Origin of the sequence: Nocardioides marmoriginsengisoli, from assembly GCF_003725695.1 — a bacterium.
Taxonomy (GTDB): domain Bacteria; phylum Actinomycetota; class Actinomycetes; order Propionibacteriales; family Nocardioidaceae; genus Marmoricola; species Marmoricola marmoriginsengisoli.
This window is the reverse complement of the sequence record NZ_RJSE01000007.1, coordinates 339,598-361,726: the sequence shown is the minus strand read 5'-3', so window position 1 is coordinate 361,726 and position 22,129 is coordinate 339,598. Positions and strand designations below refer to the sequence as shown.

The following is a 22,129-nucleotide window of genomic DNA, read 5'->3' as shown; positions in this document are numbered from 1 at the left end:
CGCGGTGATCCTGCCCCGCACCTCCTCCTTCGCCGAGTTCTGGAGTGAGCGACGCCTCTGCACGGTGACCACGCTGCGCCCCGACGGCACCCCGCACGTCGTGCCGATGGGCGTCGTCCTCGACCTGGACGCCGACCGGGCCTGGGCGATCACCTCCGGCGAATCCCGCAAGGCCCGCAACATCGCCGCGACCGGTGACGTCGGAGCCCTGATCGCGGTCTGCTGCGTGGACGGCCGGCACTGGTCGACGGTCGAGGGCCGTGCGGTCGTGTCCGCCGACCCCGCGGTGGTCGCCGAGGCGGAGCGCCGGTACGCCGAGCGGTACAAGGTGCCGCGGGTGAACCCGGCGCGGGTGGCGGTCCGGATCGAGATCACCCGGCTGCTCGGCAACGTCCGCTGACCAGCAGCCGGTTCAGCTCGACGGCGGTCCGGGTCCGGCACGGGCGCGCCCTCCCACCTCCCTCCCGCCGAGGACCGGCGGCATCCGGATCACCGCCTCGACGGTGACGACCGGGCCGGACGTCGTGCAGGTGACCGCGGTGGCGCCGTTGCGTCCGGCCACCTTCCGCGCGACCTCGCAGGGGTCGGCCCCGGTCGTGACCGCTCCGGCTCCCGCGAGAGCGGCCAGGTCGGCGGCGGCCTGCGCCTGACGGTGGCCGACGATCAGCGCGACGACCCCGCCCCCGATCAGGGCCCCGGTGACCAGGAACGCGACCAGCGCCAGGACGACGACCACGCCGGCGCCCTCGTCGTCGTGCCGGGTCGGCCGTCGCGCCGGCTGCCGGCTCATGTGCCCGGCTCCTTCCGGGCGATCGCGACGGACCGCGCCGGGAGGGCGGGGACGAGATCGAAGACGCCGCCCGGGCCGCGCACGCGGGCGGTGACGGTCACGACCACGTCCTCGCCGTCGTACCGGACCTCGAACCGGGAACCGCCGGGGGCGACCCTCCGTCCCAGCGCGATCGCGCCGACCTGGTCGTCTCCGCGCGCCAGCGCTCGGGCGACCTCCCGGGCAGCATCGACCGTGCGCGCCTGGGTCACCCCGAAGCAGACCAGCCAGGCCAGTGCCGCGGCCAGCAGCACCAGCACCGGAAGTGCGACGGCGGCCTCCGCCGTCACCGCTCCCTCGTCCGTCCGTCTCCTCTTCATCGCCGCCTCCTCAGAACGGGAGCATCCCGACGATGCGGTCGAAGACGGTCGACACCAGCCGTTGGCCGGTGTCGCCGGTGAGCAGCTTGAAGAGCAAACCTGCGAAGCCCACACCGGCACCGGTGCAGACCGCGTACTCGGCGGTGGTGGCTCCGGACTGGTCCCGGACGATGGTGGGAAGGTGCATGGCGTCTCCGATCCTCGGTGCCGCGGTGGCGGCGAATTCCCTGACAGGGATGAGGTTTCCGCCGCACAGCCGGTGGGGCGACCGTCGGATCGGCGGCGGTGGACAACTCCGGGACGAGCCGGCCTGTGGACGGCCACGTCACGAGAACAAGCGCACCGAGGAGAATATCCCGACGACCATCGGGACCACGCCGACCAGCAGGAAGGCCGGGAGGAAGCAGAGGCCGAGTGGTGCGGCGGCCCGGACCTCGACACTGCGCGCCAGGGCGTCCCGGCGGAACCGGGCGCCGGACCGGAGTCCGTCGGCCACCCGGTCGACCGCGGCGACCACCGAGGCGCCGGACTCGTGCGCCCGCGCGAGGCTGCGTCCGATAGGTTCGAGCGGCCCGCCGAGCGAGCGCCACACCTCGACCGGGTCCAGGCCGAGGGCCAGCCGGTCGTGGACGAGGCGGAACCCCTCGGCGATCGGACCCGGGAGCGCTTCGGCGACGTCCAACAGCGCCCGGCGGGTGCTCGCCCCGGCGGCGAGCGCGGCGCCGAGGAGGTGGACCGCCATCGGAAGGTCCTGCTCGAACGCCCGGCGGCGCCGGGCCGCCGCCGGGGACTCGACCCGGGACAGCACCCGCCAGGCGGCGACCCCGGCCACTGCCGCCGCGACCACACCCGGCAGACCACCGAGCAGGCTCCAGGCACCGAAGACCGCCAGCCCGGTCAGCGGGACGCGCAACCGGACCAGCAGTGCCCGCTCCTCGGCTTCGACCGGCGTCGCGTCGCCGGCCCGGACCGGACGCGACCGCACGGGCGCGACCAGCAACGCCCCCGCGGTGATCAGCGCCGCGACCACGAAGCCGGTCACGCCGACCGGATCCCGTCCGCGATCCGTTCGATCCAGGCCAGTCCGACCCAGGCGAGCAGCAGCCCGGCGACCAGGCACCCGGTGCCGACGACGCTGCCGAACAGGAACCCGAACGGGTCGCCGCCGACCCCTTGGCCCAGCAGCAGCACCCCGAGCGGCAGCACCGCCAGCAGCCTCGCCGTCGCGCGCGCCGAGGCCAGCTCGGTGTCCAGAACGGCCAGGGTCGCCCGCTCGTCGAGCATCGCCGCAGCCGCCAGATCCACCGCCCCGGCCAGTCCTGCGCCGGAGCGGTGCGCGACGGTCCAGGAGGCGGCTACCCAGCGCAACGATCCCGCCCCTGGCTCATCGGCGAGCCTCCGCAGCGCCGCCGGCACGTCGGCGCCGATCTGCCCGGCCGATGCCACCTCGCCGAACTCGTCCCACTCCACGGCGATCGCCGCCAGCGCCGCGGTGGGGGTGCGGCCCGCCTGCAGGTCGGCGGCCAGACCGGAGCACGCGCTGATCGCGGCGTCCCGTCGGCGCGCAGCGATGCTCCTGGCCCGCCGACGACCTGCTTCCCTGGTCGCGACCATGGACGCGGCACCCGCCAGGGCAACGGTCACGACGGGAAGCTTCAGGGCGACGACCAGCACCGCGCCACCCACACCGAGCGCAACGACCGCACCGACCGTCAGCGCCCGCCGACTCGGTGGCAGCGGCGAACGGGGACGGGTCAGCATCAGGAGTGCGACGCCGAACCCGACAGCCGCCAGCAGTCGGGTGGTCATGACTCGTGGCGGGCCAGCAGCGCGGCCAGCCGTCCGAACCCGGGACCGGTCGTGCTCGCCAGCCGCTGGTCGAAGGTGACCGCCGGGACGACGGCGACGGCGTCGCCGGCCCGGTCCAGCACCCCGATCTCCCGGACCCGGCGCGGACCACCCCGGGGCCGGTGCACGTGGAGCACCACGTCGATCGCCGAGGCCAGCTGGCTCTGCACCGCCGTCCGGGTCAACCCCGCGGCCAGCGCCAGGCTCTCGATCCTGGCCGGCACGTCGCCCGCCGAGTTGGCGTGCACGGTCCCGCAGCCGCCCTCGTGGCCGGTGTTCAGCGCGGCCAGCAGGTCGACCACCTCGGCGCCCCGGACCTCACCGACGACGAGCCGGTCCGGCCGCATCCGCAGCGCCTGCCGGACCAGCGTCCGCATGGTGACCTCGCCGGCGCCCTCCAAGTTCGGCGGTCGCGCCTCCAGCGCGACCACGTGCGGGTGCGCCGGGCGCAGCTCGCCGGCGTCCTCGACGATCACCAGGCGTTCGTGTGCCGGGACCAGGCCGAGGAGGGCCCGGAGCAGGGTGGTCTTGCCGGAGCCGGTGCCGCCACTGACCAGGAACGCGATCCGGGCGGCGACGATGCGGCGCAGCAGGTGCGCGCCTTCGGCGCTGAGGCCGCCGGCTGCTTCCAGCCCGGCCAGGTCCAGGGCCGTGCCCCCCGGCACGCGCAGGGAGATCAGCGTGCCGGGGTGCGCCAGTGGGGCCAGCACCGCGTGCAGCCGGGTGCCGTCGGAGAGCCGGACGTCGACGTACGGCGAGGCGTCGTCCAGGCGCCGGCCACCACCGGCGGCGAGGCGCTGCGCCAGGCGGCGGACGGCCTCGTCGTCGGGGAACCGGACCGCACTGCGCTCGAGCCCGTCGCCGCGGTCGATCCAGACCTGGTCGGCTCCGTTGACCAGGACGTCGGTGACCCCGGGCAGCGCCAGCAGCTCCTCCAGCGGCCCGGCCCCGAGCACGTCGCGCCGCAGGGTGTCGTGGACGGCCAGGACCTCGGCGTCCCCCACCGGACGACCGTCGGCGCGCAACGCCTGCGCGACCCGCTGCGGCGTGATCTCGGCACCGCCCCGTGCCAACCGATCCCGTACGACGATCAGCCGGTCGTCCGGCACCCGCGCCGCCATCAGCGCGCCGCCATCAGCGTGCACCGGGCAGGGTCAGCACCAGGTTCGCCGCCGATGCCGCCGCCCGTGCCAGCGGACCGCGCCGCGAGCGCAACGGGCCGAGCCCCAGCCCGATCGCCTCGTCGAGGCCGCGCTGGTCGGCCATCGCCCGCAGCACCGGAAGCCCGAGCAGGGTCTCGACGTCCGAGCCCAGGGCCACCCCGCCGCGCAGGACCACCCAGCTCCGCGACGTCGGCACCCGCGCCGCGACCCGGGTGGCGGCAGCCGCGGCCGGCGCTGTCGTGGTGCAGACCAGCAGCACCAGGTCGCAGTGCCGGAGCACCTCCTCCGCGACCGGGTCCGGCTGACGCGGAAGATCCACCACGACCACCGGGTAGCCGCGGCGCCCGGCCGAGAGCACCTCCCGCGTCACGGTCGCGGAGACGGCGAACGAGCGGTCGACCGGCCAGGCCAGCACCGACAGGCCGCCGCGACGGGGCAGCGCCTCCCGCAACGACCGGGCGCTCAGCCGTCCGGTCGACTGGGCCAGCGCGTCCCACCGAACGCCGAAGGCACTGCCCAGCCCGAGGATCCGGTCGACCCCGGCGCCGTGCTCGTCGGCGTCCACCAGGAGCGCCCCGCCGACCTCGCCCAGCGTCTGGGCCAGGGCCGCCGCGAAGATCGACGAGCCCACCCCGCCCGCGCCGCCGATCACGCCGACCAGGGCGCCGTACGCACTGGTGCCGTCGTCGGAGTCGGTGAACAGGTCGATGACCGTCGCCTCGGCCCGCGGCAGGGTCAGCACCCGCTCCGCGCCGAACCCGAGCGCCGGACGGTACACCGCGTCGGACGGTTCCTGGAGTCCGACGACGTGCACGAGCGACCGTCGGACCGGTGCGGCGTCGGCCACCTCCTCGACCAGATCGGCACCGACCAGGACCACCGACGCGGCCGACCAGAGCCGGAGTGCTTCGACGACCGAGCCGGTGCAGTCCGGCGTGACACCGGCAGCCGCGGCCAGCCGGGTGAGCTCGGCACGGAGCGCGGCATCGGCGGTCAGCAGGAGCGGAGGCGCAGGAGGTACGGGCATGGCGGCACCGTCGCACCGACGTCGTCGTGCCCGGAGCGACTGAATCGCACCCTGTGGACTAGATGCCCGGAATCCCGCCTGTGGATTACGTCGCAATCGCCCTGCTCGTGCGCTTTCGCTCCCTAGACTCGAAGCATGAGCCCCGCAGGATCGAGCGTCAGCGCTCGTCCGACTGCCGCCTTCTTCGACCTGGACAAGACGATCATCGCCAGGTCGAGCACCTTCGCCTTCAGCAAGGAGTTCCAGGCCGGCGGGCTGATCTCCCGGGGCGCGGTGCTGCGGTCGGCGTACGCCCAGTTCGTCTACCTCGTCGGCGGGGCGGACCACGACCAGATGGAGAAGATGCGGCAGTTCATGTCGCAGCTCTGCGCCGGCTGGGACGTGCAGACGGTGACCGACATCGTCGCCGACACCCTGCACAACATCGTCGACCCGCTGGTGTACGACGAGGCGGTCAGCCTGATCGAGGAGCACCACGCGGCCGGACGCGACGTCATCATCGTGTCGACCAGCGGTGCCGAGATGGTCGAGCCGATCGGCGAGATGCTCGGCGCCGACCACGTCGTCGCCACCCGGATGGAGGTCTCCGAGGGCAAGTACACCGGGAAGATCCGGTTCTACGCGTACGCCGAGAACAAGGCCAAGGCGATCAACGACCTGGCGCGCAAGCGGGGCTACGACCTGTCCCGGTGCTACGCCTACAGCGACTCGATCACCGACGTCACGATGCTGGAGGCGGTCGGCCACCCGTTCGCGGTCAACCCCGACAAGGACCTCCGCAAGGTCGCCCGCGAGCGCGGCTGGCCGGTGCTGGTCTTCGAGCGCCCGGTGGCGCTCGGCAGCCGGGTCAAGCTGCCGCCCGCGAAGCCGACCCTGGCAGCGCTCGCGATCGCCGGCGCGGCCGGCCTCGGTGCGGCGATCTGGGTGAACGCCCGGCGCGCACGGCGCGAACACATCGGAATCTGACGCCCGATCCCCGTGCACCCCCTGCTCGGAGGGAAAGTCAACCCTTGAAGTCAGCCCGGTGCCGGGTTAGACAGGGAGCAGAGAACTCCAGACCAGCACATGGAAACGGTACCCACGCGGCGATCTCCCTTCGTAGAGGGCGTTTGCAGACCGGGATACACCCGGGGCAACAATTAGACCGTGCACGCTTGGTAGCCACGCTCCGTGTGTTCGAGCGGCACTGAGGGTACGCCCTTCGGTGCCGCTCATCTGTGTGGGATCAGTCGCGCAGCGGGGACGCCTCGACGCCCTTGGTGATCGCCTCGCCGGCGTACAGCAACCAGGAGTGCAGGCCGTTGCGGCCGCCGTCGCGGTACCCGCGCAGGTTCGACTCGTACGTCGCCCGCAGCGCCAGGTGCCCCGCCTCCGGTACGACGACCGACGCCGGGTCGACACCGCGCGCGACCAGGACCAGCCGCTCGGCGGCACGGGCGACCAGGCCGTTGTGCGAGGCGAACGGCGCCACCGTCGCGAGCTCGGCGTGCACCAGCGCGCCGACCATCAGCGCCGGCACGGTGGTCGCGACGAGGGTGTCGGCGAGGCTGCTCAGCCGGTCCGCCCCCGCGGGGCTGACCGGACGGCCGAGCGCGTCCTCGTCGATGTCGCCCTTCCCGGCCAGCGCGTGCAGCCGGGCGAACGCCTGCAGCGGCGACGCGTTGATCACCGGGACCAGCGCCAACGCACCGGTGTTCACCCGGAGCGCGGCGAGCGCGATCTCGTCGCCCGCGCCCTCGCGGATCTCCTCCAGCGTGGACGCCGAACCCTCCAGCACCGCCGATGCGTGCGCACCACGCAGCAACGACTCCCCGGTCTGGTCGGGCGAGGTCTTCCGCAACCCGCGGTCTCGCAGCATCGCGTCGATGCCGTCGCGGGCGGCCTGCAGCCCGGACGGGACCCCGTCGAGCTCGGTCAGCCAGGCGAGGGGGTCGGAGTCCGACGGTGCGGGGACACGGAGAGGTTCAGCCACACGGGCAAGGCTATCGGGTACGTTCGGGCACACGATGAGCCCAGACGATGGCACTGCTGAAAGCGGCCCAGAAAGCGGTACGGAACGCGCCGCTGATCAGCGCGCGCAAGCGCTCTCCTTCGCCGCGATGGCCGACACCTACGACCGGTCCCGGCCGTCGTACCCCGAGGACGCCGCGAGCTGGCTGATCGGCTCCGCGCCGAGCCGGGTCCTCGAGCTCGGCGCCGGCACCGGCAAGCTGACCGAGCTGCTGGTCGCGGCCGGCCACGACGTCCTGGCCACCGACCCGCTGCCGGAGATGCTCGCCCACCTCCAGGCCCGTCTCCCCGGAGCCCGTACGGCGGTCGCCACCGCCGAGCGGATCCCGGCCCCGTCCCGCTCGATCGACGTGGTCGTGGTCGCCCAGGCCTTCCACTGGTTCAACTTCCCGGTCGCGCTCGACGAGATCGCCCGGGTGCTCCGTCCCGACGGCGTCCTCGCCCTGGTCTGGAACGTCCGCGACGAGGGCATCCCGTGGGTCCGCAAGCTCGGCGCGATCATCGGCGGCGGTGACACCAGCGTGACCGCCCCGCTCACCGAGTCGCCGCTGTTCGGCGAGGTCGACGAGCAGGAGTTCCGGTTCTGGCAGAACCTCCGCAAGGACGAGCTGATCGACCTGGTCCGGTCGCGCTCCTACTTCGAGCTGATGTCCGAGACCGAGCGCGCCGACGTGCTCGCCCGGGTCGGTGCCCTGTACGACGACTACGGCCGCGGGCACGACGGGATGAAGCTGCCCTACCTGACCCGCTGCTTCCGTGCGCACGTCGTCGACCAGCCGCCGGCGCCCGTGGTGGTCGAGCCGATCCTCGACCTCGACGCCACCCAGCCGGTGCCACGGCCTGACCTGGGAGTTCCTGCGCCGGGTGCAGGCGTCTCGACAAGCTCGACGTCCGGGGGCGGACCGACGCCCGGAGGCGGACCGACGCCCGGAGGCGGACCGACGCCCGGAGGCGGCTCGACGCCCGGAGGCGGCTCGACGCCCGGAGGCGGACCTACGTCCGGAGGCGGACCTACGTCCGAGACCGGACCGCCCGAGGACCCGGGCACGCTGCTGATCGACTTCAAGTAGGAGACCGGCGCAGCGCGGATGCAACGTCGGCCGGGTCAGCATCGCCGAGGCGGGGCCCACCTCGCCGTCCCGGTCGGCGCGTCCTAGGCTGACTGTGACCTGCACCTCACTTCCAGGGAGCATCCGATGAGCAACGAAGCCCTGTCCAACCTGAGTCACGAGGATCGTCGGTTCGATCCGCCGGCGGATTTCGCGGCGCAGGCGAATCTGACGGCGGCGGCGTACGAGCAGGCGGATGCGGACCGGTTGGGGTTCTGGGCCGAGCAGGCCGAGCGGTTGTCCTGGGAGTCCCGGTGGGACCAGGTGCTGGATTGGTCGAACCCGCCGTTCGCGAAGTGGTTCGTGGGCGGGAAGCTGAACGCTGCCTACAACTGCGTGGACCGGCACGTGGAGGCGGGTGCTGGCGAGAAGGTCGCGTTCCACTGGGTCGGTGAGCCGGCCGAGGATGCCCGCGACATCACCTACGCGGAGCTGAAGGACGAGGTCTGCCGGGCGGCGAACGCGTTGGTCGAGCTCGGGGTGAAGGCCGGGGACCGGGTGGCGATCTACCTGCCGATGATTCCCGAGGCCGTGGTGGCGATGTTGGCGTGCGCCCGGTTGGGTGCGCCGCACACGGTGATCTTCGGCGGGTTCTCCGCCGAGGCGTTGTCCTCGCGGGTGCTGGACTGCGGTGCGAAGGTGATCATCACCGCGGACGGCGGCTACCGGCGCGGTGCCCCGAGCGCGTTGAAGCCTGCGGTGGACGAGGCGGTCGCGAAGGTCGAGGCCGAGCAGCCGGGTCTGGTCGAGCACGTGCTGGTGGTGCGTCGTACCGGTCAGGAGGTCGCGAGTACCGAGAAGGACCTCTGGTGGGAGGAGGTCGTGGGGCGTCAGTCGAGCGAGCACGTGTGTGAGTTCTTCGATGCCGAGCACCCGCTCTACGTCATGTACACCTCGGGGACGACCGGGAAGCCGAAGGGGATCTTGCACACCACCGGCGGGTACCTGGTCGGGGCGGCGTACACGCACTGGGGGATCTTCGACCTCAAGGCGGATACGGACGTGTACTGGTGCACCGCGGACATCGGCTGGGTCACCGGCCACTCCTACATGGTCTACGGGCCGCTGGCGAACCAGGCCACCAGCGTGATGTACGAGGGCGTGCCCGACGCCCCGCACAAGGGCCGCTGGTGGGAGGTCATCGAGAAGTACAAGGTCACCATCTTCTACACCGCGCCGACCGCGATCAGGACCTTCATGAAGTGGGGCGACGAGATCCCCGCGTCGTTCGACCTCTCCTCGCTGCGGCTGCTCGGGTCGGTCGGCGAGCCGATCAACCCCGAGGCCTACGTCTGGTACCGCGACACCATCGGCGGGTCCCGCACCCCGGTCGTGGACACCTGGTGGCAGACCGAGACCGGGTCGATCCTGATCAGCCCGCTGCCCGGCGTCACCTCCGCGAAGCCCGGATCAGCGATGCGCGCGATCCCCGGGATCGCCGCCGACGTCGTCAACGACGAAGGCGAGTCCGTGCCCGACGGATCCGGCGGCTACCTGGTGATCCGCGAGCCCTGGCCCTCGATGCTGCGCACCCTGTGGGGCGACGACGAACGGTTCAAGGAGACCTACTGGTCCCGGTTCGAGGGGATGTACTTCGCCGGCGACGGCGCGAAGAAGGACGAGGACGGCGACGTCTGGGTCCTCGGCCGCGTCGATGACGTCATGAACGTCTCGGGGCACCGGCTCTCCACCACCGAGATCGAATCCGCCCTCGTGTCCCACCCCAAGGTCGCCGAAGCAGCCGTCGTCGGCGCCACCGACGAGATGACCGGACAAGCCGTCTGCGCCTACGTCATCCTCCGCGAGGCGGCAGGAGACGGCGGAGACGACATCATCACCGAGCTCCGCAACCACGTCGCCCACGAGATCGGCGCCATCGCCAAACCCCGCCAGATCATGATCGTCCCCGAGCTGCCGAAGACCCGCTCCGGCAAGATCATGCGCCGCCTCCTGCGCGACGTCGCCGAGAACCGCGAGGTCGGCGACGTCACCACCCTCGCCGACAGCAACGTCATGCGACTGATCTCCGAAGGAGCAGCAACCAGCACCGAGGACTGACGTCCGCAACCCACCTACCGGGTCAGCCCTGGCAGATCAGCTGTCCGTAAGGACCTTCCGTGTGCCGCTGCTCCGTGACCTTGCCGTCGACGGTGATCGTGCAGTACACCGGGTACCCGCGCGACCCCGCCGCCATGAACAGCTGGGCGTAGTCCGGGTCGCCGTACGCGGTGGTCGTGAGGCTCCACGAGGTGCCGACGTTTTTCACGATCCCGGACGAGTTCTTCAGGCTGGTCGGGACGACGTACCCGACGGTGCCGATCGGCGCCTCGGAGGTGATCCGCATCGTCACCTTGTGCTTGGGCAGGTACTTGTAGATGCTCCCGCCCTGGAGCCCCGGCATGTCGATCGTGCCGGACGCTCCGCCGGTCAGCCCCTTGCCGAACTGCTCGAACGCCTTCTTGGTCTGGGCCTGCACCTGCGCCGCCGTACTCGGGGTCGCGGCCGCCGTCGGCAGCTCCTTCAGCGGCTCCCGGGTGGGGGTCTGGGACGGCAGACCGCTGGGCAACGCGATCGGCTCGTCCGCGGGCTTGTCGGGGTTCCGCAGCATCAGGAAGAGCAGCGCGAGCACCCCCACCAGTCCGCCAATGCCTGCAGCCATGGCGACACGAGGCCTACGCCGGATCCATTCCATGTACAGGTCAACGACGCAGCAGCCGGGAGGTTAGGGCGATTTGTCCCTCGGCCGGCGAGGGGCAGGTCACACCCCCTCGCCGGCTCGGGTGTCAGTGCCCGCGCGGCCCGGTGGCCTCGTCGCGCTCCTCGTCGGTCATCCGGCGGGAGGCGACCAGGCTGACGATCGTGGTGATCACCAGGGTGCCGACGATCACGATCAGCGACAGCCAGATCGGGATGTCCGGCGCCCACTCGATGTGCTTGCCGCCGTTGATGAAGGACAGCTCGTTCTCGTGCATCGCGTGCAGGATCAGCTTGACGCCGATGAAGCCCAGCAGGAACGCCAGGCCGTAGGAGAGGTAGATCAACCGCTCCAGCAGGCCGCCGATCAGGAAGTACAGCTGCCGCAGACCCATCAGCGCGAAGATGTTCGCGGTCAGGACCAGGTACGGCTCCTTGGTCAGGCCGTAGATCGCCGGGATCGAGTCCAGCGCGAAGAGCAGGTCGGTGGTGCCGAGCGCAAGGATCACGATGAACATCGGCGTGATCAGGCGCTTGCCGTTCTCCTTCACGAACGCCTTGGTGCCGTGCCACTCCTTGGTCGCGGGCAGGTGCTTCTCCACCCACGCGATGAGCTTGTTCTCCTCGAACTCGTCCTCGTCCTCGGCGCCCTCCTTGGCCAGCTTGACCGCGGTGTAGACGAGGAAGAGACCGAACAGGTAGAAGACCCAGCTGAACTCGTTGATCGCCGCGGCGCCCACCGCGATGAAGATGCCGCGCATGATCAGCGCGAGCACGATGCCGATCAGCAGCGCGGTCTGCTGGTACTGCCGGGGCACCTGGAACTTGGCCATGATGATCAGGAAGATGAAGAGGTTGTCCACCGAGAGCGAGTACTCGGTCAACCAGCCCGCGAAGAACTCGGTCCCGTACTGGTGGCCGGAGATGACCCACACCCCGATGCCGAACGCGACGGCGAGCCCGATGTACGACGCCAGGGCGACGGTGACCTCACGGCGGCTCGGCTCGTGCGGACGACGGCCGATGACGACCACGTCGAAGAGCAGCAGAGCGGTGGTGATGCCGATGGTGAGCCACCAGACCAACGGTGTGACGTGCATGAATACCTCCGGACGACAGGAATGAGCATAGGCCGAGTCCGGAGGTCTCTTCCGCTCGACCGGCTCACCAGAACCGTAGTCCAGCCGACGGCCCCGGGGTGTCCAGAAGACACCCGTACTGACGACACCGCCGCGAAGGAATACTCCCCTCCAACAGCGCTCAGTCTCCCATGCCGCACCCGCCCGACCCGCATCCGGGGTGGCCGTAGACTGGTCCCCGGTGCGCCGGGAAGTCTGGTCGGCATGACCTGAACCACCCCGAACCCCGAGAGGCCGCCGATGACGACCGAGTCGGACGAGAGCACCTTCGTCGGATCACTGATCCGCTCCGAGACGGTCGGCGGCATCGTCGCCCTGGTGGCGGCCGCCGTCGCGGTGCTCTGGGTGAACCTCGATCCCGGCGGGTACGACGCCCTCCGCACCTTCGAGATCGGCCCGCTCGACCTCCAGCACTGGGCCGCCGACGGCGCCCTCGCGGTGTTCTTCTTCGTCGCCGGCCTCGAGCTCAAGCGCGAGTTCCTGCTCGGCTCGCTGCGCCGGCCCGCCGATGCCGCGGTCCCGGTGGTCGCCGCGATCTGCGGGGTGGCGCTGCCGGCGCTGATCTACGTGCTCGTCAACGTGCTCTCGTCCAGCGGTTCCGACAACCTGGGCGGCTGGGCGATCCCGGCGGCGACCGACATCGCCTTCGCCCTCGCGGTACTGGCCGTCGTGGGTTCGGCGCTGCCGCCCTCGCTGCGGGCGTTCCTGCTGACCCTGGCCGTGGTCGACGACCTGATCGTGATCATCATCATCGCGGTCTTCTACACCGAGACGATCGACCTCGGCAGCCTGCTCGGCGCGCTGGCCGTCTTCGCGGCGTACGGGATCTGCCAGCGGCTGCGGATCCGGAGCGTGGTCGTCTACCTGCCGCTGGCGCTCGGCGGCTGGTGGCTGCTGCACGAGAGCGGGGTGCACGCCACCATCGCCGGGGTGGTGCTCGGCCTGCTCACCCGGGTGCTGCCCGACACCGGCGAGCAGCGCTCCCCCGCGGAGCGCCTCGAGCACCTGCTCTCCCCGGTCAGCGCCGGGATCGCGGTCCCGTTCTTCGCGCTGATGAGCGCCGGGGTCGCGCTCAGCGGTGCCGGCGACCTGGTCAGCAACCCGCTGGTGATCGGAGTCGTCCTCGGCCTCCTCGTCGGCAAGCCGGTCGGGATCCTGTTCGGCTCCTGGGCGGTCACCCGGTTCACCCGGGCCGAGCTCGACGACAGCCTCGGCTGGCGCGACGTGGCCGGTGTCGCGGTGCTCGGCGGCGTCGGCTTCACGGTCTCGCTGCTGGTCTCCGACCTGTCCTTCAGCGGCTCCGCCGCCGAGGAGGCCAAGACCGCCGTCCTGATCGGCTCGGTCGCCGCCGCCCTGCTCGGCGCAGCCCTCCTCGGGCGGCGCAACCGGCACCACCGGCAGTCGTGAGGACGATAAGGTCGGACCGGCAGCACGTCAGACGCTGAAGGGAACCGCACATGGCATACCGAGAGCCCGCTCAGGAAGAGCCGACGATCGGCAAGTTGTTCGTCGACGCCTTCGACGACATCGGGACCCTGATCCGGAACATCATCGCGCTGGCCAAGGCCGAGATGAAGGTCAGCGTCCGTGCTGGCGGCATGGCGATCGGGCTGTTCGCGCTGGCCGGGTTCATCTCGCTGCTCGCGATCGTGATGATCTCGATCTCGTTCGCGTTCTTCCTGGTGATGGCCGGCCTCGACCCGGCCTGGGCGTTCCTGATCGTCTTCGGCGCGTACATGCTGCTCACCGCGCTGCTCGCCTTCGTCGGCTACCTGAAGATCCGCAAGGTCAAGGCGCCGGAGCGGACGATCGCGCAGGCGTCGGAGCTTCCCCGCGCCTTCATCCACGAGGGCTGACGCGCCACCTGACACGCACGCTGGCCGCGTTGTCGTCGGTCGACGGCCCGCTCGCTGGGAGGGCCGTATTCCTTGGCCCTTCCCTCCTCCGCCTTGCCATCGCACGCGCCATGCAGCGCGTCGATCAGGCACAGCCTCCGGTAGACACTTCCTCCGTGGCGGACAGTCCCTTGGCCGCCGCCGGAGCGACCTGATCCGCGGTCAGCGCGTACCCGGTGTCCTTGTCGCTGACCGACGCCGCGAACACCACGCCGAGGACCCGTCCGTCCCGCGAGACCAGCGGTCCGCCGGAGTTGCCGGGACGGATCTTGCCGCGGACCGAGAAGACCTCACGGGTGACGGTCCCGCGCCCGTAGATGTCCGGTGACCGCAGCGGGCGCTCCGACCTGATCCGGGCCGGCTGCGCGTCGAACGGGCCGTCGTTCGGGTAGCCGAGGACGACCGCCGGCTGGTTGGCCTTGCCGCTGTCGTCGAACTTGATCGCCGGCCCGTCGATGTCGACATCCAGGATCGCGACGTCGAGGTCGGAGTTGTAGTAGACGACCCGGGCGTCGAGGTTGCGGGTCCCCACCCGGACCTTCGGCTCGCTCACCCCCGCCACCACGTGCGCGTTGGTCATCATCCGGCGCGGCGAGTAGAGGAACCCGCTGCCCTCGATCCCGTCACCGCAGGAGTTGCTGCCGCGGATCTTGAAGACGCTGAGCTCGGCCTGCTGCACCTCGGGGTCGCGCACCACGTTGCCCGGCGGAGGCTCGACCGGGACGATCTGCTCGGGCGCGAACGGCTCGAGGTAGCGCGGGAAGAAGCTCGACCCGACGACCCGGTCGAAACCCCGGAGGAGCCCCTGCGCCTGTCCGGGCATCACCTCGTTCACCCGGGTGAGCACGCTCGACTCGCGGACCAGCGGCCCGATCCCGGGGATCCGCGAACCGGAGATCGCGACACCGAGCATCCAGGTCACGATCAGCACCGCCACCACCGAGAGCACGGCACCGCCGACGGCGTCCAAGGCCCGCACCGGCTGCCAGGAGATCTTGTCGCGGACCTTCACCCCGCCGTACTGGAGGAAGGCCTGGCCGAAGGAGGCGCAGACCAGCACCACGAAGAGTGCGGCGAGCGAGATCCCGAGCGACGGCTCGGCGTCCCCCAGCAGCATCGGCGCCAGCCAGATCCCGAGCAGGCCGCCGAGGATCAGCCCGACGGTGGCGAACGCCCCGGTGATGAAGCCCTGCCAGTAGCCCGAGAGGGCGTACGCGACCGCCACGAGCACCAGGCACCAGTCGAGGAGGTTCATCACCGCTCATCCTGCCCTGCGCCGAGCATGTAATCCGGCAACTCGTGCGTGATCGACGCGTCCCACGGCAGCGTCATCCCGACGAAGTCGAAGAGCTTGTTCACCAGACCGGCGGTGAAGCCCCAGAGCAGCACGTCCTTGGCCTCGCCGATCAGGAAGCCCGGGCTGGAGTAGCCGGCCGGGTGCGTCACCGTCACCCGGTGGGCGGGATCGAGCAGCTCGGCGATCGGCGTCCGGAAGACCGCGTGCACCTCGGCCGGGTCGACGACCCCCACCGGGTGGTCGGCGCGCCACCAGGCGAGCACCGGGGTGACGGCGAAGTTGCTCGGCGGCAGCCAGAGCTCCGGCAGGGTCGCGAGGACGTCGACGCTGTCCGGGTCGACACCGACCTCCTCCTCGGCCTCGCGCAGGGCCGCCGCGATCGGGCTGGCGTCGGTCGCGTCGACCGACCCGCCCGGGAACGAGACCTGCCCCGGGTGCGACCGCATCGTGTGCGCCCGCTCGGTGAGCAGCAGGTCGGGACCGTGCGGCCCCTCCCCGAAGAGCATCAGCACCGCGCCGGGCCGGGCATCGGAGTCGGCGGGCGGGAGGAACGCGGTGATGTCCTCGCCCCTGATCGCCTGGGCACCGTCCCTGATCGGGACCAACCACTCCGGGATCGTGGTCACGCAGGTCCCTGGGTCTTCACCAGCTTGGCCGCCGCCTCCGGGTCCACCGGGCCTTCGCCGTACGACGGGCACCACTTGGCGACCGTGCAGGCACCGCAGGCCGGCTTCTTGGCGTGGCAGACGCGGCGGCCGTGCCAGACCAGGTGGTGGCTGAGCATCGTCCAGTCCCGCTTCGGGAAGATCGCCGCGATGGCGAACTCCGCCTTCACCGGGTCGGTCTCCTCGGTCCACTCGAACCGGCGGATCAGCCGGCCGAAGTGGGTGTCGACGGTGATCCCGGGGATGCCGAAGGCGTTGCCGAGGACGACGTTGGCGGTCTTGCGGCCGACTCCCGGCAGGGTGACCAGGTCCTCCAGCCGGGGCGGGACCTGGCCGTCGTACCGCTCGACCAGAGCAGCGGAGAGCTTGAGCAGCGACTCGGTCTTGGCGCGGAAGAATCCGAGCGGGCCGACGATCCGTTCCAGGTCCTCACGCGGGGCCGCGGCCATCGCTGCCGGGTCGGGATAGGCGGCGAACAGCGTCGGCCGGACGGCGTTGACCCGGCGGTCGGTGGTCTGCGCGCTGAGGACCGTCACCACGAGCAGCTCGAAGGCGTTGTCGAAGTCCAGCTCGCACCGAGCGTCCGGGTAGGTCTCGCCCAGGACCCGGTCAATCTTCCGTGCTCTCCGGACCAGCGAGGTGTCGGGGGCCGGGGCTTCCGGGGCGGGTCTGGGCACGCTCGGAGCCTACCCAGCGGAACCGACAGCTCCTCCCCGAGGGTGTTCCGTGGCGTGACTCGGTGTCATAGGACAGACTGTGACCTGCAACACTGGGGGGTGGACCCCGCGAGGGAGTCCTCGAGTTGGAAGGAATGTCCGTGGACAACGACGTACTCCGTCAGGCACCGCTGTTCGGAGCCCTGGACGACGATGCCGCCATCGCGCTGCGCTCGTCGATGACCGAGGCCCGGCTGCGCCGCGGGGAGGTGCTCTTCCACGAGGGCGACTCGGGCGACAAGCTCTACCTGGTCACCGACGGCAAGGTGAAGCTCGGGCGCACGTCCTCGGACGGCCGCGAGAACCTGCTCGCCATCCTCGGTCCCGGCCAGATGTTCGGCGAGCTCTCGCTCTTCGACCCCGGCCCGCGCTCGGCGACGGTCACCGCGGTGACGGAGACCAACCTGCTGACGCTCTCGCACGACGACCTGATCCGCTGGCTCGAGGGCCGCCCGACGGTGGCGCTGGGCATGCTCGCCCAGATCGCCAGCCGGCTGCGCAAGGCCAACGACGTCAACGCCGACCTGGTGTTCTCCGACGTCCCCGGCCGGGTCGCCAAGGCGCTGCTCGACCTCGCGGACCGCTTCGGCCGCACCGCCGACGACGGCGTCCACGTGCACCACGACCTCACCCAGGAAGAGCTCGCCCAGCTGGTCGGCGCCTCCCGCGAGACGGTCAACAAGGCCCTCGCCGACTTCGCCTCCCGAGGCTGGCTCCGCCTCGAGCCCCGCTCCGTGGTGATCATGGACGTCGAGCGGATGAAGCGCCGCGCCCGCTAGCGTCCAAGCCGTCGAAAGGGCCCGTTCGGTTCGCCGAATGGGCCCTTTCTGCTGCGCCCTCGGCATCTCCACTGCTTCAAGGGCCTACTCGGCGGACACCAGGGCCTGTTCAACGAGCAGGTTGGGCCTACTCAACCTTTCTGGATGAGGGTGGCGGAGCCGGATGAACCGAACCAGTTGAGGTCACCGGCGAAGGTGGCGGTCAGGTTGCCCTTGAGAGGGGTGAGGAGGGCGTTCAGGAGGGACTGGGAGCACTGAGCGTGGCCCTTCGCGTCCGTCTTCCCGCTGCACACCGTCGCCGTCCCGGACTTGAACGTCACCGTCGCGCCGGCGATCGGCTGCGCCGGGAACCCGCCGGTCAGGTCCGCCTCGACCAGGCCGAGGTTGAGGGTGATGTCGCCGTTGGGCAGGAAGCCGAGCAGGATCGCCGTCGGCGTGATCGCGGTGCTGCCCTTGGTGACCTGGATCTTCAGGATCTTGGTGGCCGTCTGCGCCGGGTCGGCGGAGTCGGTCGCCTTGACCGTGAAGAGGTAGATCCCGGCGGACACCGTCGGTGAACCGGTGATCTGACCGAACGCGTTCATCGTCAGCCCCTGGGGCAGCTGGCCCGAGATGACCTGGAACGTGTAGCCCGGCTGGCCTCCCGCAGCCATCAGCTGCGCCGAGTACGCCGACCGGTAGGCCGCGTTCGGCAGCGCGGTGGTCGAGATCGACAGCGGCGGGACCACCTCGAGGGTGAGGTGGATGACCGCATCCGGGCTCTCCCCGTTGCTCGCGGTGATCGTGATCGGGTAGGTCCCGACCGCGCTCGCCGGAGCCGTGCCGGAGATCTTCGCGCTGCCGTTGCCGTTGTCGACGAAGCTCAGGCCGGCCGGCAGCGTGCCGGTCCTGGTGATCGCGGCCTGCGGGAACCCGTCACTGCTGAAGCCGATCTCGTTCGCCGAGCCGGTCACGAACCGGGCCTCGGACGGACCCACCAGCTCCGGCGCCTCGTTGACCGTGACGTCGACGTTCTTGGTGGCGTCCGAGCCGACCCCGTTCGCCGCCTTCACCACGACCCCCGGGTAGAGGCCCCCGGTGCCGTCGGCCGCGCTGCCGGAGATCTTCGCCGTGCCGGCACCGGTGCTCGCCAGCGTCAGACCGGCCGGGAGACCGGTGGCCGAGAGCGTCGGGACCGGGAAGCCGGCACCGGCGAACTCGCCGCTGAGGCTGGAGACACCGACCTTGAACGTCGCCGCGCCCGGCCCGGTCAGCGACGGAGCCTCGCGGACGGTCAGCGCGAACGGCGCAGTCGCGTCCGGCAGCGTGCCGTTCGAGGCCTTGACGGTCAGGGTGTAGAGACCACCGGTACCGGCGGCGGGAGTACCGGCGTACTGGCCGGTGCCGTCACCGTTGTCGGTGAAGCCGACCCCGCCCGGAAGGACACCGAGCGAGCTCAGCACCGAGGTCGGGTGACCGGTGGTGGTGAACGGGACCGGAGCACCCGCCTGGCCGACCGTGTACGTCGCACCGGCCGGACCGGCGAGAGCCGGAGCCTGGTTGATCGTCAGCGTGATGACCTTCGAGTCCGACCCGGCCTCGTTGGTCGCCTTCACCGTGATCGCGTGCACCCCGCCGGTGTTCGCGCCGGGGGTGCCGGCGAGGGTGCCGGTGCCGTCGCCGTTGTCGACGAAGGTGACCCCCGACGGGAGGCCGGTCGCGGTGAGCGTCGGCTGCGGGGATCCGGTCGTGGTGAACACCTGCGGCGCCCCCGCGATGCCCACCGAGTACGTCGCGGAGGAGGGACCTGCCACCGTCGGCACGACCTGCTCGGCCTCGACAGCACCGATGTCGCACTTCGCTCCCTGCGGACGGCTGGTGCCGCGCTGGTCGCTGCCGGTGCAGAGGGTGATCGCGCTCCCGGTGATCGCGTCGGTGACGCCGGTCGCGGTCCCGGTCGCGATCTTGTTCAGCAGCGGGCTGGTGGCGCTCGGGAGCCGGGTCGTCGTCGGCCCGCCGTTGTTCGCCAGGGAGCCGAGCTGCGGGGCGGCGAACAGGTCGTTCTTGCCCGCGGTGAAGCCGCACTCGGCAGCCGTCGGGCTGTTCAGGTTGTAGCCGCCGTCGGCGACCGCGACGTTGCACTGGTGACCCGAGTTGCCGGCGACGACCGACCCGCTCAGGGAGACCTGGCCGGCACTCTGGGCGATGATCCCGCCGTACGCGTCGTACGGGCTGGTCGGCACCGCCGTGTTGTCGGTGATCGTGCTGCCGACGATGCTCACCGGGTCCACGACCTGGAGGGCACCGAACGGGCCTGCCGCGGCGTTGCCGTGGATGGTGCTGTTGGCGATCGAGGTCTTGTTCGTCGAGGTGGCCTTGCTGGACCCGGCGTAGATCGCCGCGGCCGAGAAGGCTTCGTTGTCCGCCAGGGTGCTGTTGGTGATCTTCAGCGACGTCGTCACGTTCTCGTCGCTGGAACCGCTGAAGATCGCGCCGCCCAGCCCGGTTGCGCCGTCGGCCTTGTTGCCGGTGATCTGAGCCTTGTTGATGGTCACCTGACCGGCCGAGAGGATCGCACCGCCGCCGAAGTTCTGGCCGGTCGAGGTGTTGCCGATCAGGTCGGTGTCGTCGAACGAAGCCGTCAGGCTGTTGCTGATGAACGCGCCGCCGGCGCCGAAGGCGTTGTTGCCCGACAGGGTCCCGCCGCTCATCACGAACGTGCCCGCGGCCGCCGCGGTCGAGAGGCCACCGCCGAGGAACGCCGCGGTGTTGCCGTCCACGCTCGAGCCGGTCAGCGTGGTGACGCCGAGGGCGTTGTAGATCCCGCCACCGCTGTTGGTGACGCTGTTGCCGTCGACGTGCGAGTCCTGCACCGCGACCGGGGCGGCGGTGTAGATGCCGCCGCCGATCCCGCCCGAGTTGCCGTTCACCGTCGAGCCGTTCTTCACCACGGTGTTGATCGTGGTCACGATCCCGCCACCGCCGGCGACGCCGTCGTTGCCGGTGACCGCGGTGTTGTCGAGGGTCAGCGTCGGCGTCGTGCTCGCCTGAGGGGTGGCGTAGATGCCGCCCCCGAGGCCGGCGCTGGCGTGCGTCGCCCTGTTCTGGTCCAGGGTGCTGCTGTTCAGGGTGACCGGGCCGGTCGAGTAGATCCCGCCACCCGCGAGGGCGACGTTCTTCGACAGGGTCAGGCCGGTCGCGGTCAGCACCGTCGCGGCACCGCCGACACCGATGTTGCCGATCGAGGCGATCGCACCGCCGATCGCGGCGTTGCTCCCGCTGACAGCACCGCCGTTGATCGTGGTGTTCTGGAGGTTCAGGGTCGGGGCACCGGCAGCGGCGACCGACAGCGAGAGGATCGAGCCGCCGTACCCGGTGACTCCGGGAGCTGCCGCCGTGTTCGGCACTGCCTTGTTCCCGGTCAGGGTCGCGTTCTTCACCGTCAGCGCCGCCGCGTTGTAGATGGCGCCGGCGTTGCCGCCGTTGGCGGTCGTGCCGCCGTTGGCGGTGTTGCCGCTCAGCGTGGTCCCGTCGATCACGGTCGTGCCGCCGTTGTAGAGCGCGGCGCCGTTGAGGGCGGTGTTGTTCGAGATCGAGCCGCCGCTGGTGTTGAGCGCGCCGCCGACGATCGCCACCGAGGCCAGCGCGGTCGCGTTGTTGCCGGTGAGGTTCGCGTTGGTCAGGTTCGTCGTCCCGGTCTGCTGGAAGACGGCCGCGCCCTGGTTGCTCGCGCCGTTGCCGGACATCGAGGTGCCGTTGAGGGTGACGACGCCGGTGTTGTTGTAGATGCCGCCGCCGTTGTACGCGGTGTTCCCGGTGAAGGAGCCTCCGGTGACGTTCAGGGTCGCCGCCCCGGCGAACCCTCCGCCGAGACCGTTGGCCGCCGGCGCCGTGTTGGAGGCGACGGTGGCGTTCGTGAGGGTGACCGTGCCGGCCTGGGCATAGACGCCCGCCCCGGCGACGGCACTGTTGCCCTGGACCGTCGTGCCGTTGAGCGCGACCGTTCCGCCGTTGGTGTAGATGGCGCCGCCGAAGTTCGTGGCGCTGTTGCCGGAGATGGTGCCGCCGGTCATCGAGAGCGACGTGTTCGCCGGGACGTAGGCCCCGCCGCCGACGTTGGTCGCCGCGCTGCCGGTCAGGTTCACGTTGGTGGTGACGACCTTGCCGGTGGCGATCACCAGCGCGCCGCCGAGGCCGTTGGTGGCCTTGCCCTGGGTCAGCGTCAGGTTCTGCAAGGTCAGCGTCTTCGCCGCCGCGATCGCTACCCCGATCGCGTAGCCGGTGTTCGAGCCGGAGAACGTCGCACCGCCGCCGGAGCCGATCAGGGTCGCGGTCTTCGCGCCGAACGTCGGCTTGTCGGTGTACGTGCCGGGCGCCACGTTGATGGTGTCACCGTCGAGGAATGCGCCCTTGGTGAGCACGAAGGTGACGGTCGCGCAGGGGGTGCCCAGAGCCAGGCCGCAGCCCGCGTTGTTCACCCCCGACGGAGCCACGAACCACGGGCCGGCAGCGTTCGCGGGAGCAGACGCGGCGAGGACGCCGGCCCCCGAGGCGACCGCGACGGCGGCGGCGGTGAGCACGCGACGGAAGGTGGCGCGCGGCGTCGAGCTGCGACGGTGAACAGACATGTGAAGCCCCCTGTGCCGGGCGCGACTGGGA

21 protein-coding genes are annotated in these 22,129 nt (G+C 71.2%); 7 read left to right on the top strand and 14 right to left on the bottom strand.

Going from position 1 to position 22,129, the window contains the following annotated elements:
• The first annotated feature begins 4 nt into the window (after positions 1–4).
• On the top strand, positions 5–400 hold the full coding sequence (locus EFK50_RS10370) for a pyridoxamine 5'-phosphate oxidase family protein (RefSeq protein WP_123227488.1): 396 nt from the start codon (positions 5–7) through the stop codon (positions 398–400).
• A gap of 12 nt (positions 401–412) precedes the next feature.
• Here the strand turns inward: EFK50_RS10370 and EFK50_RS10365 are convergent, their stop codons facing one another.
• From EFK50_RS10365 to ssd, 7 genes are all read right to left on the bottom strand, one after another.
• The gene (locus EFK50_RS10365) at positions 413–790 is read right to left on the bottom strand and encodes an Rv3654c family TadE-like protein (RefSeq protein WP_123227487.1); all 378 of its coding nucleotides are present in this window, start codon (positions 788–790) and stop codon (positions 413–415) included.
• The gene (locus EFK50_RS10360) at positions 787–1,149 is read right to left on the bottom strand and encodes a TadE family type IV pilus minor pilin (RefSeq protein WP_123227486.1); all 363 of its coding nucleotides are present in this window, start codon (positions 1,147–1,149) and stop codon (positions 787–789) included. The genes EFK50_RS10365 and EFK50_RS10360 overlap by 4 nt, the downstream gene beginning before the upstream one ends.
• 10 nt (positions 1,150–1,159) lie before the next feature.
• A complete protein-coding gene (locus tag EFK50_RS10355) occupies positions 1,160–1,336 on the bottom strand; it encodes a DUF4244 domain-containing protein (protein WP_123227485.1) in 177 nt (58 codons plus the stop codon).
• A gap of 138 nt (positions 1,337–1,474) precedes the next feature.
• Entirely contained in the window at positions 1,475–2,191 is a 717-nt protein-coding gene (locus tag EFK50_RS10350) for a type II secretion system F family protein (protein ID WP_123227484.1), read from the bottom strand.
• On the bottom strand, positions 2,188–2,958 hold the full coding sequence (locus tag EFK50_RS10345; RefSeq protein ID WP_123227483.1) for a type II secretion system F family protein: 771 nt from the start codon (positions 2,956–2,958) through the stop codon (positions 2,188–2,190). Before EFK50_RS10345 ends, EFK50_RS10350 begins: the two co-directional genes overlap by 4 nt.
• Positions 2,955–4,118 (bottom strand): TadA family conjugal transfer-associated ATPase, encoded by a 1,164-nt coding sequence (locus EFK50_RS10340; RefSeq protein ID WP_123227482.1) that lies wholly within the window; start codon positions 4,116–4,118, stop codon positions 2,955–2,957. The genes EFK50_RS10345 and EFK50_RS10340 overlap by 4 nt, the downstream gene beginning before the upstream one ends.
• A 13-nt stretch (positions 4,119–4,131) precedes the next feature.
• Positions 4,132–5,187 (bottom strand): septum site-determining protein Ssd, encoded by a 1,056-nt coding sequence (ssd, locus tag EFK50_RS10335; protein WP_123227481.1) that lies wholly within the window; start codon positions 5,185–5,187, stop codon positions 4,132–4,134.
• 135 nt (positions 5,188–5,322) lie between these two features.
• On the opposite strand from ssd, the gene EFK50_RS10330 reads away from it, so the two are divergent.
• Positions 5,323–6,153, top strand: a complete 831-nt coding sequence (locus EFK50_RS10330; RefSeq protein ID WP_123227480.1) for an HAD family hydrolase — start codon at positions 5,323–5,325, stop codon at positions 6,151–6,153.
• A gap of 259 nt (positions 6,154–6,412) precedes the next feature.
• Here the strand turns inward: EFK50_RS10330 and EFK50_RS10325 are convergent, their stop codons facing one another.
• Positions 6,413–7,159, bottom strand: coding sequence for a Fic family protein (locus tag EFK50_RS10325; RefSeq protein ID WP_123227479.1), 747 nt, complete (start codon positions 7,157–7,159; stop codon positions 6,413–6,415).
• A 34-nt stretch (positions 7,160–7,193) separates the two neighbouring features.
• Between EFK50_RS10325 and EFK50_RS10320 the strand changes: the two genes are divergently transcribed.
• Together EFK50_RS10320 and acs are read left to right on the top strand one after the other, a co-directional pair.
• Positions 7,194–8,267 carry a class I SAM-dependent methyltransferase gene (locus EFK50_RS10320; RefSeq protein WP_183407761.1) on the top strand — a complete coding sequence of 358 codons (1,074 nt, stop codon included), beginning with the start codon at positions 7,194–7,196 and terminating at the stop codon, positions 8,265–8,267.
• Positions 8,268–8,393: 126 nt separating this feature from the next.
• Complete coding sequence (acs, locus tag EFK50_RS10315; RefSeq protein WP_123227478.1) at positions 8,394–10,364, top strand: acetate--CoA ligase; 1,971 nt, start codon at positions 8,394–8,396, stop codon at positions 10,362–10,364.
• Between the two features lie 22 nt (positions 10,365–10,386).
• Here the strand turns inward: acs and EFK50_RS10310 are convergent, their stop codons facing one another.
• On the bottom strand, positions 10,387–10,965 hold the full coding sequence (locus EFK50_RS10310; RefSeq protein WP_148046116.1) for a hypothetical protein: 579 nt from the start codon (positions 10,963–10,965) through the stop codon (positions 10,387–10,389).
• A gap of 124 nt (positions 10,966–11,089) precedes the next feature.
• Positions 11,090–12,100: a TerC family protein gene (locus EFK50_RS10305; RefSeq protein ID WP_123227476.1), complete on the bottom strand. Its 1,011-nt coding sequence runs from the start codon at positions 12,098–12,100 to the stop codon at positions 11,090–11,092.
• Between the two features lie 279 nt (positions 12,101–12,379).
• Here EFK50_RS10305 and nhaA point away from each other — a divergent pair, with 279 nt between their 5' ends.
• Together nhaA and EFK50_RS10295 are read left to right on the top strand one after the other, a co-directional pair.
• The gene (nhaA, locus tag EFK50_RS10300; RefSeq protein WP_123227475.1) at positions 12,380–13,546 is read left to right on the top strand and encodes a Na+/H+ antiporter NhaA; all 1,167 of its coding nucleotides are present in this window, start codon (positions 12,380–12,382) and stop codon (positions 13,544–13,546) included.
• Positions 13,547–13,596: 50 nt separating this feature from the next.
• Positions 13,597–13,995, top strand: a complete 399-nt coding sequence (locus EFK50_RS10295) for a phage holin family protein (protein WP_123227474.1) — start codon at positions 13,597–13,599, stop codon at positions 13,993–13,995.
• 124 nt (positions 13,996–14,119) lie between these two features.
• On the opposite strand, the gene EFK50_RS10290 is transcribed toward EFK50_RS10295, so the two are convergent.
• The 3 genes from EFK50_RS10290 to nth are packed head-to-tail and all read right to left on the bottom strand — an operon-like array spanning position 14,120 to position 16,673.
• Positions 14,120–15,289 carry a MarP family serine protease gene (locus EFK50_RS10290; RefSeq protein ID WP_123227473.1) on the bottom strand — a complete coding sequence of 390 codons (1,170 nt, stop codon included), beginning with the start codon at positions 15,287–15,289 and terminating at the stop codon, positions 14,120–14,122.
• Positions 15,289–15,957, bottom strand: coding sequence for an NUDIX hydrolase (locus tag EFK50_RS10285; protein ID WP_123227472.1), 669 nt, complete (start codon positions 15,955–15,957; stop codon positions 15,289–15,291). The genes EFK50_RS10290 and EFK50_RS10285 overlap by 1 nt, the downstream gene beginning before the upstream one ends.
• Positions 15,954–16,673 (bottom strand): endonuclease III, encoded by a 720-nt coding sequence (gene nth, locus EFK50_RS10280; protein ID WP_246004114.1) that lies wholly within the window; start codon positions 16,671–16,673, stop codon positions 15,954–15,956. The genes EFK50_RS10285 and nth overlap by 4 nt, the downstream gene beginning before the upstream one ends.
• A 140-nt stretch (positions 16,674–16,813) precedes the next feature.
• On the opposite strand from nth, the gene EFK50_RS10275 reads away from it, so the two are divergent.
• On the top strand, positions 16,814–17,491 hold the full coding sequence (locus tag EFK50_RS10275) for a Crp/Fnr family transcriptional regulator (RefSeq protein WP_123228614.1): 678 nt from the start codon (positions 16,814–16,816) through the stop codon (positions 17,489–17,491).
• Positions 17,492–17,622: 131 nt separating this feature from the next.
• Here the strand turns inward: EFK50_RS10275 and EFK50_RS10270 are convergent, their stop codons facing one another.
• The gene (locus tag EFK50_RS10270; protein ID WP_148046115.1) at positions 17,623–22,098 is read right to left on the bottom strand and encodes a beta strand repeat-containing protein; all 4,476 of its coding nucleotides are present in this window, start codon (positions 22,096–22,098) and stop codon (positions 17,623–17,625) included.
• Positions 22,099–22,129: the final 31 nt, after the last annotated feature.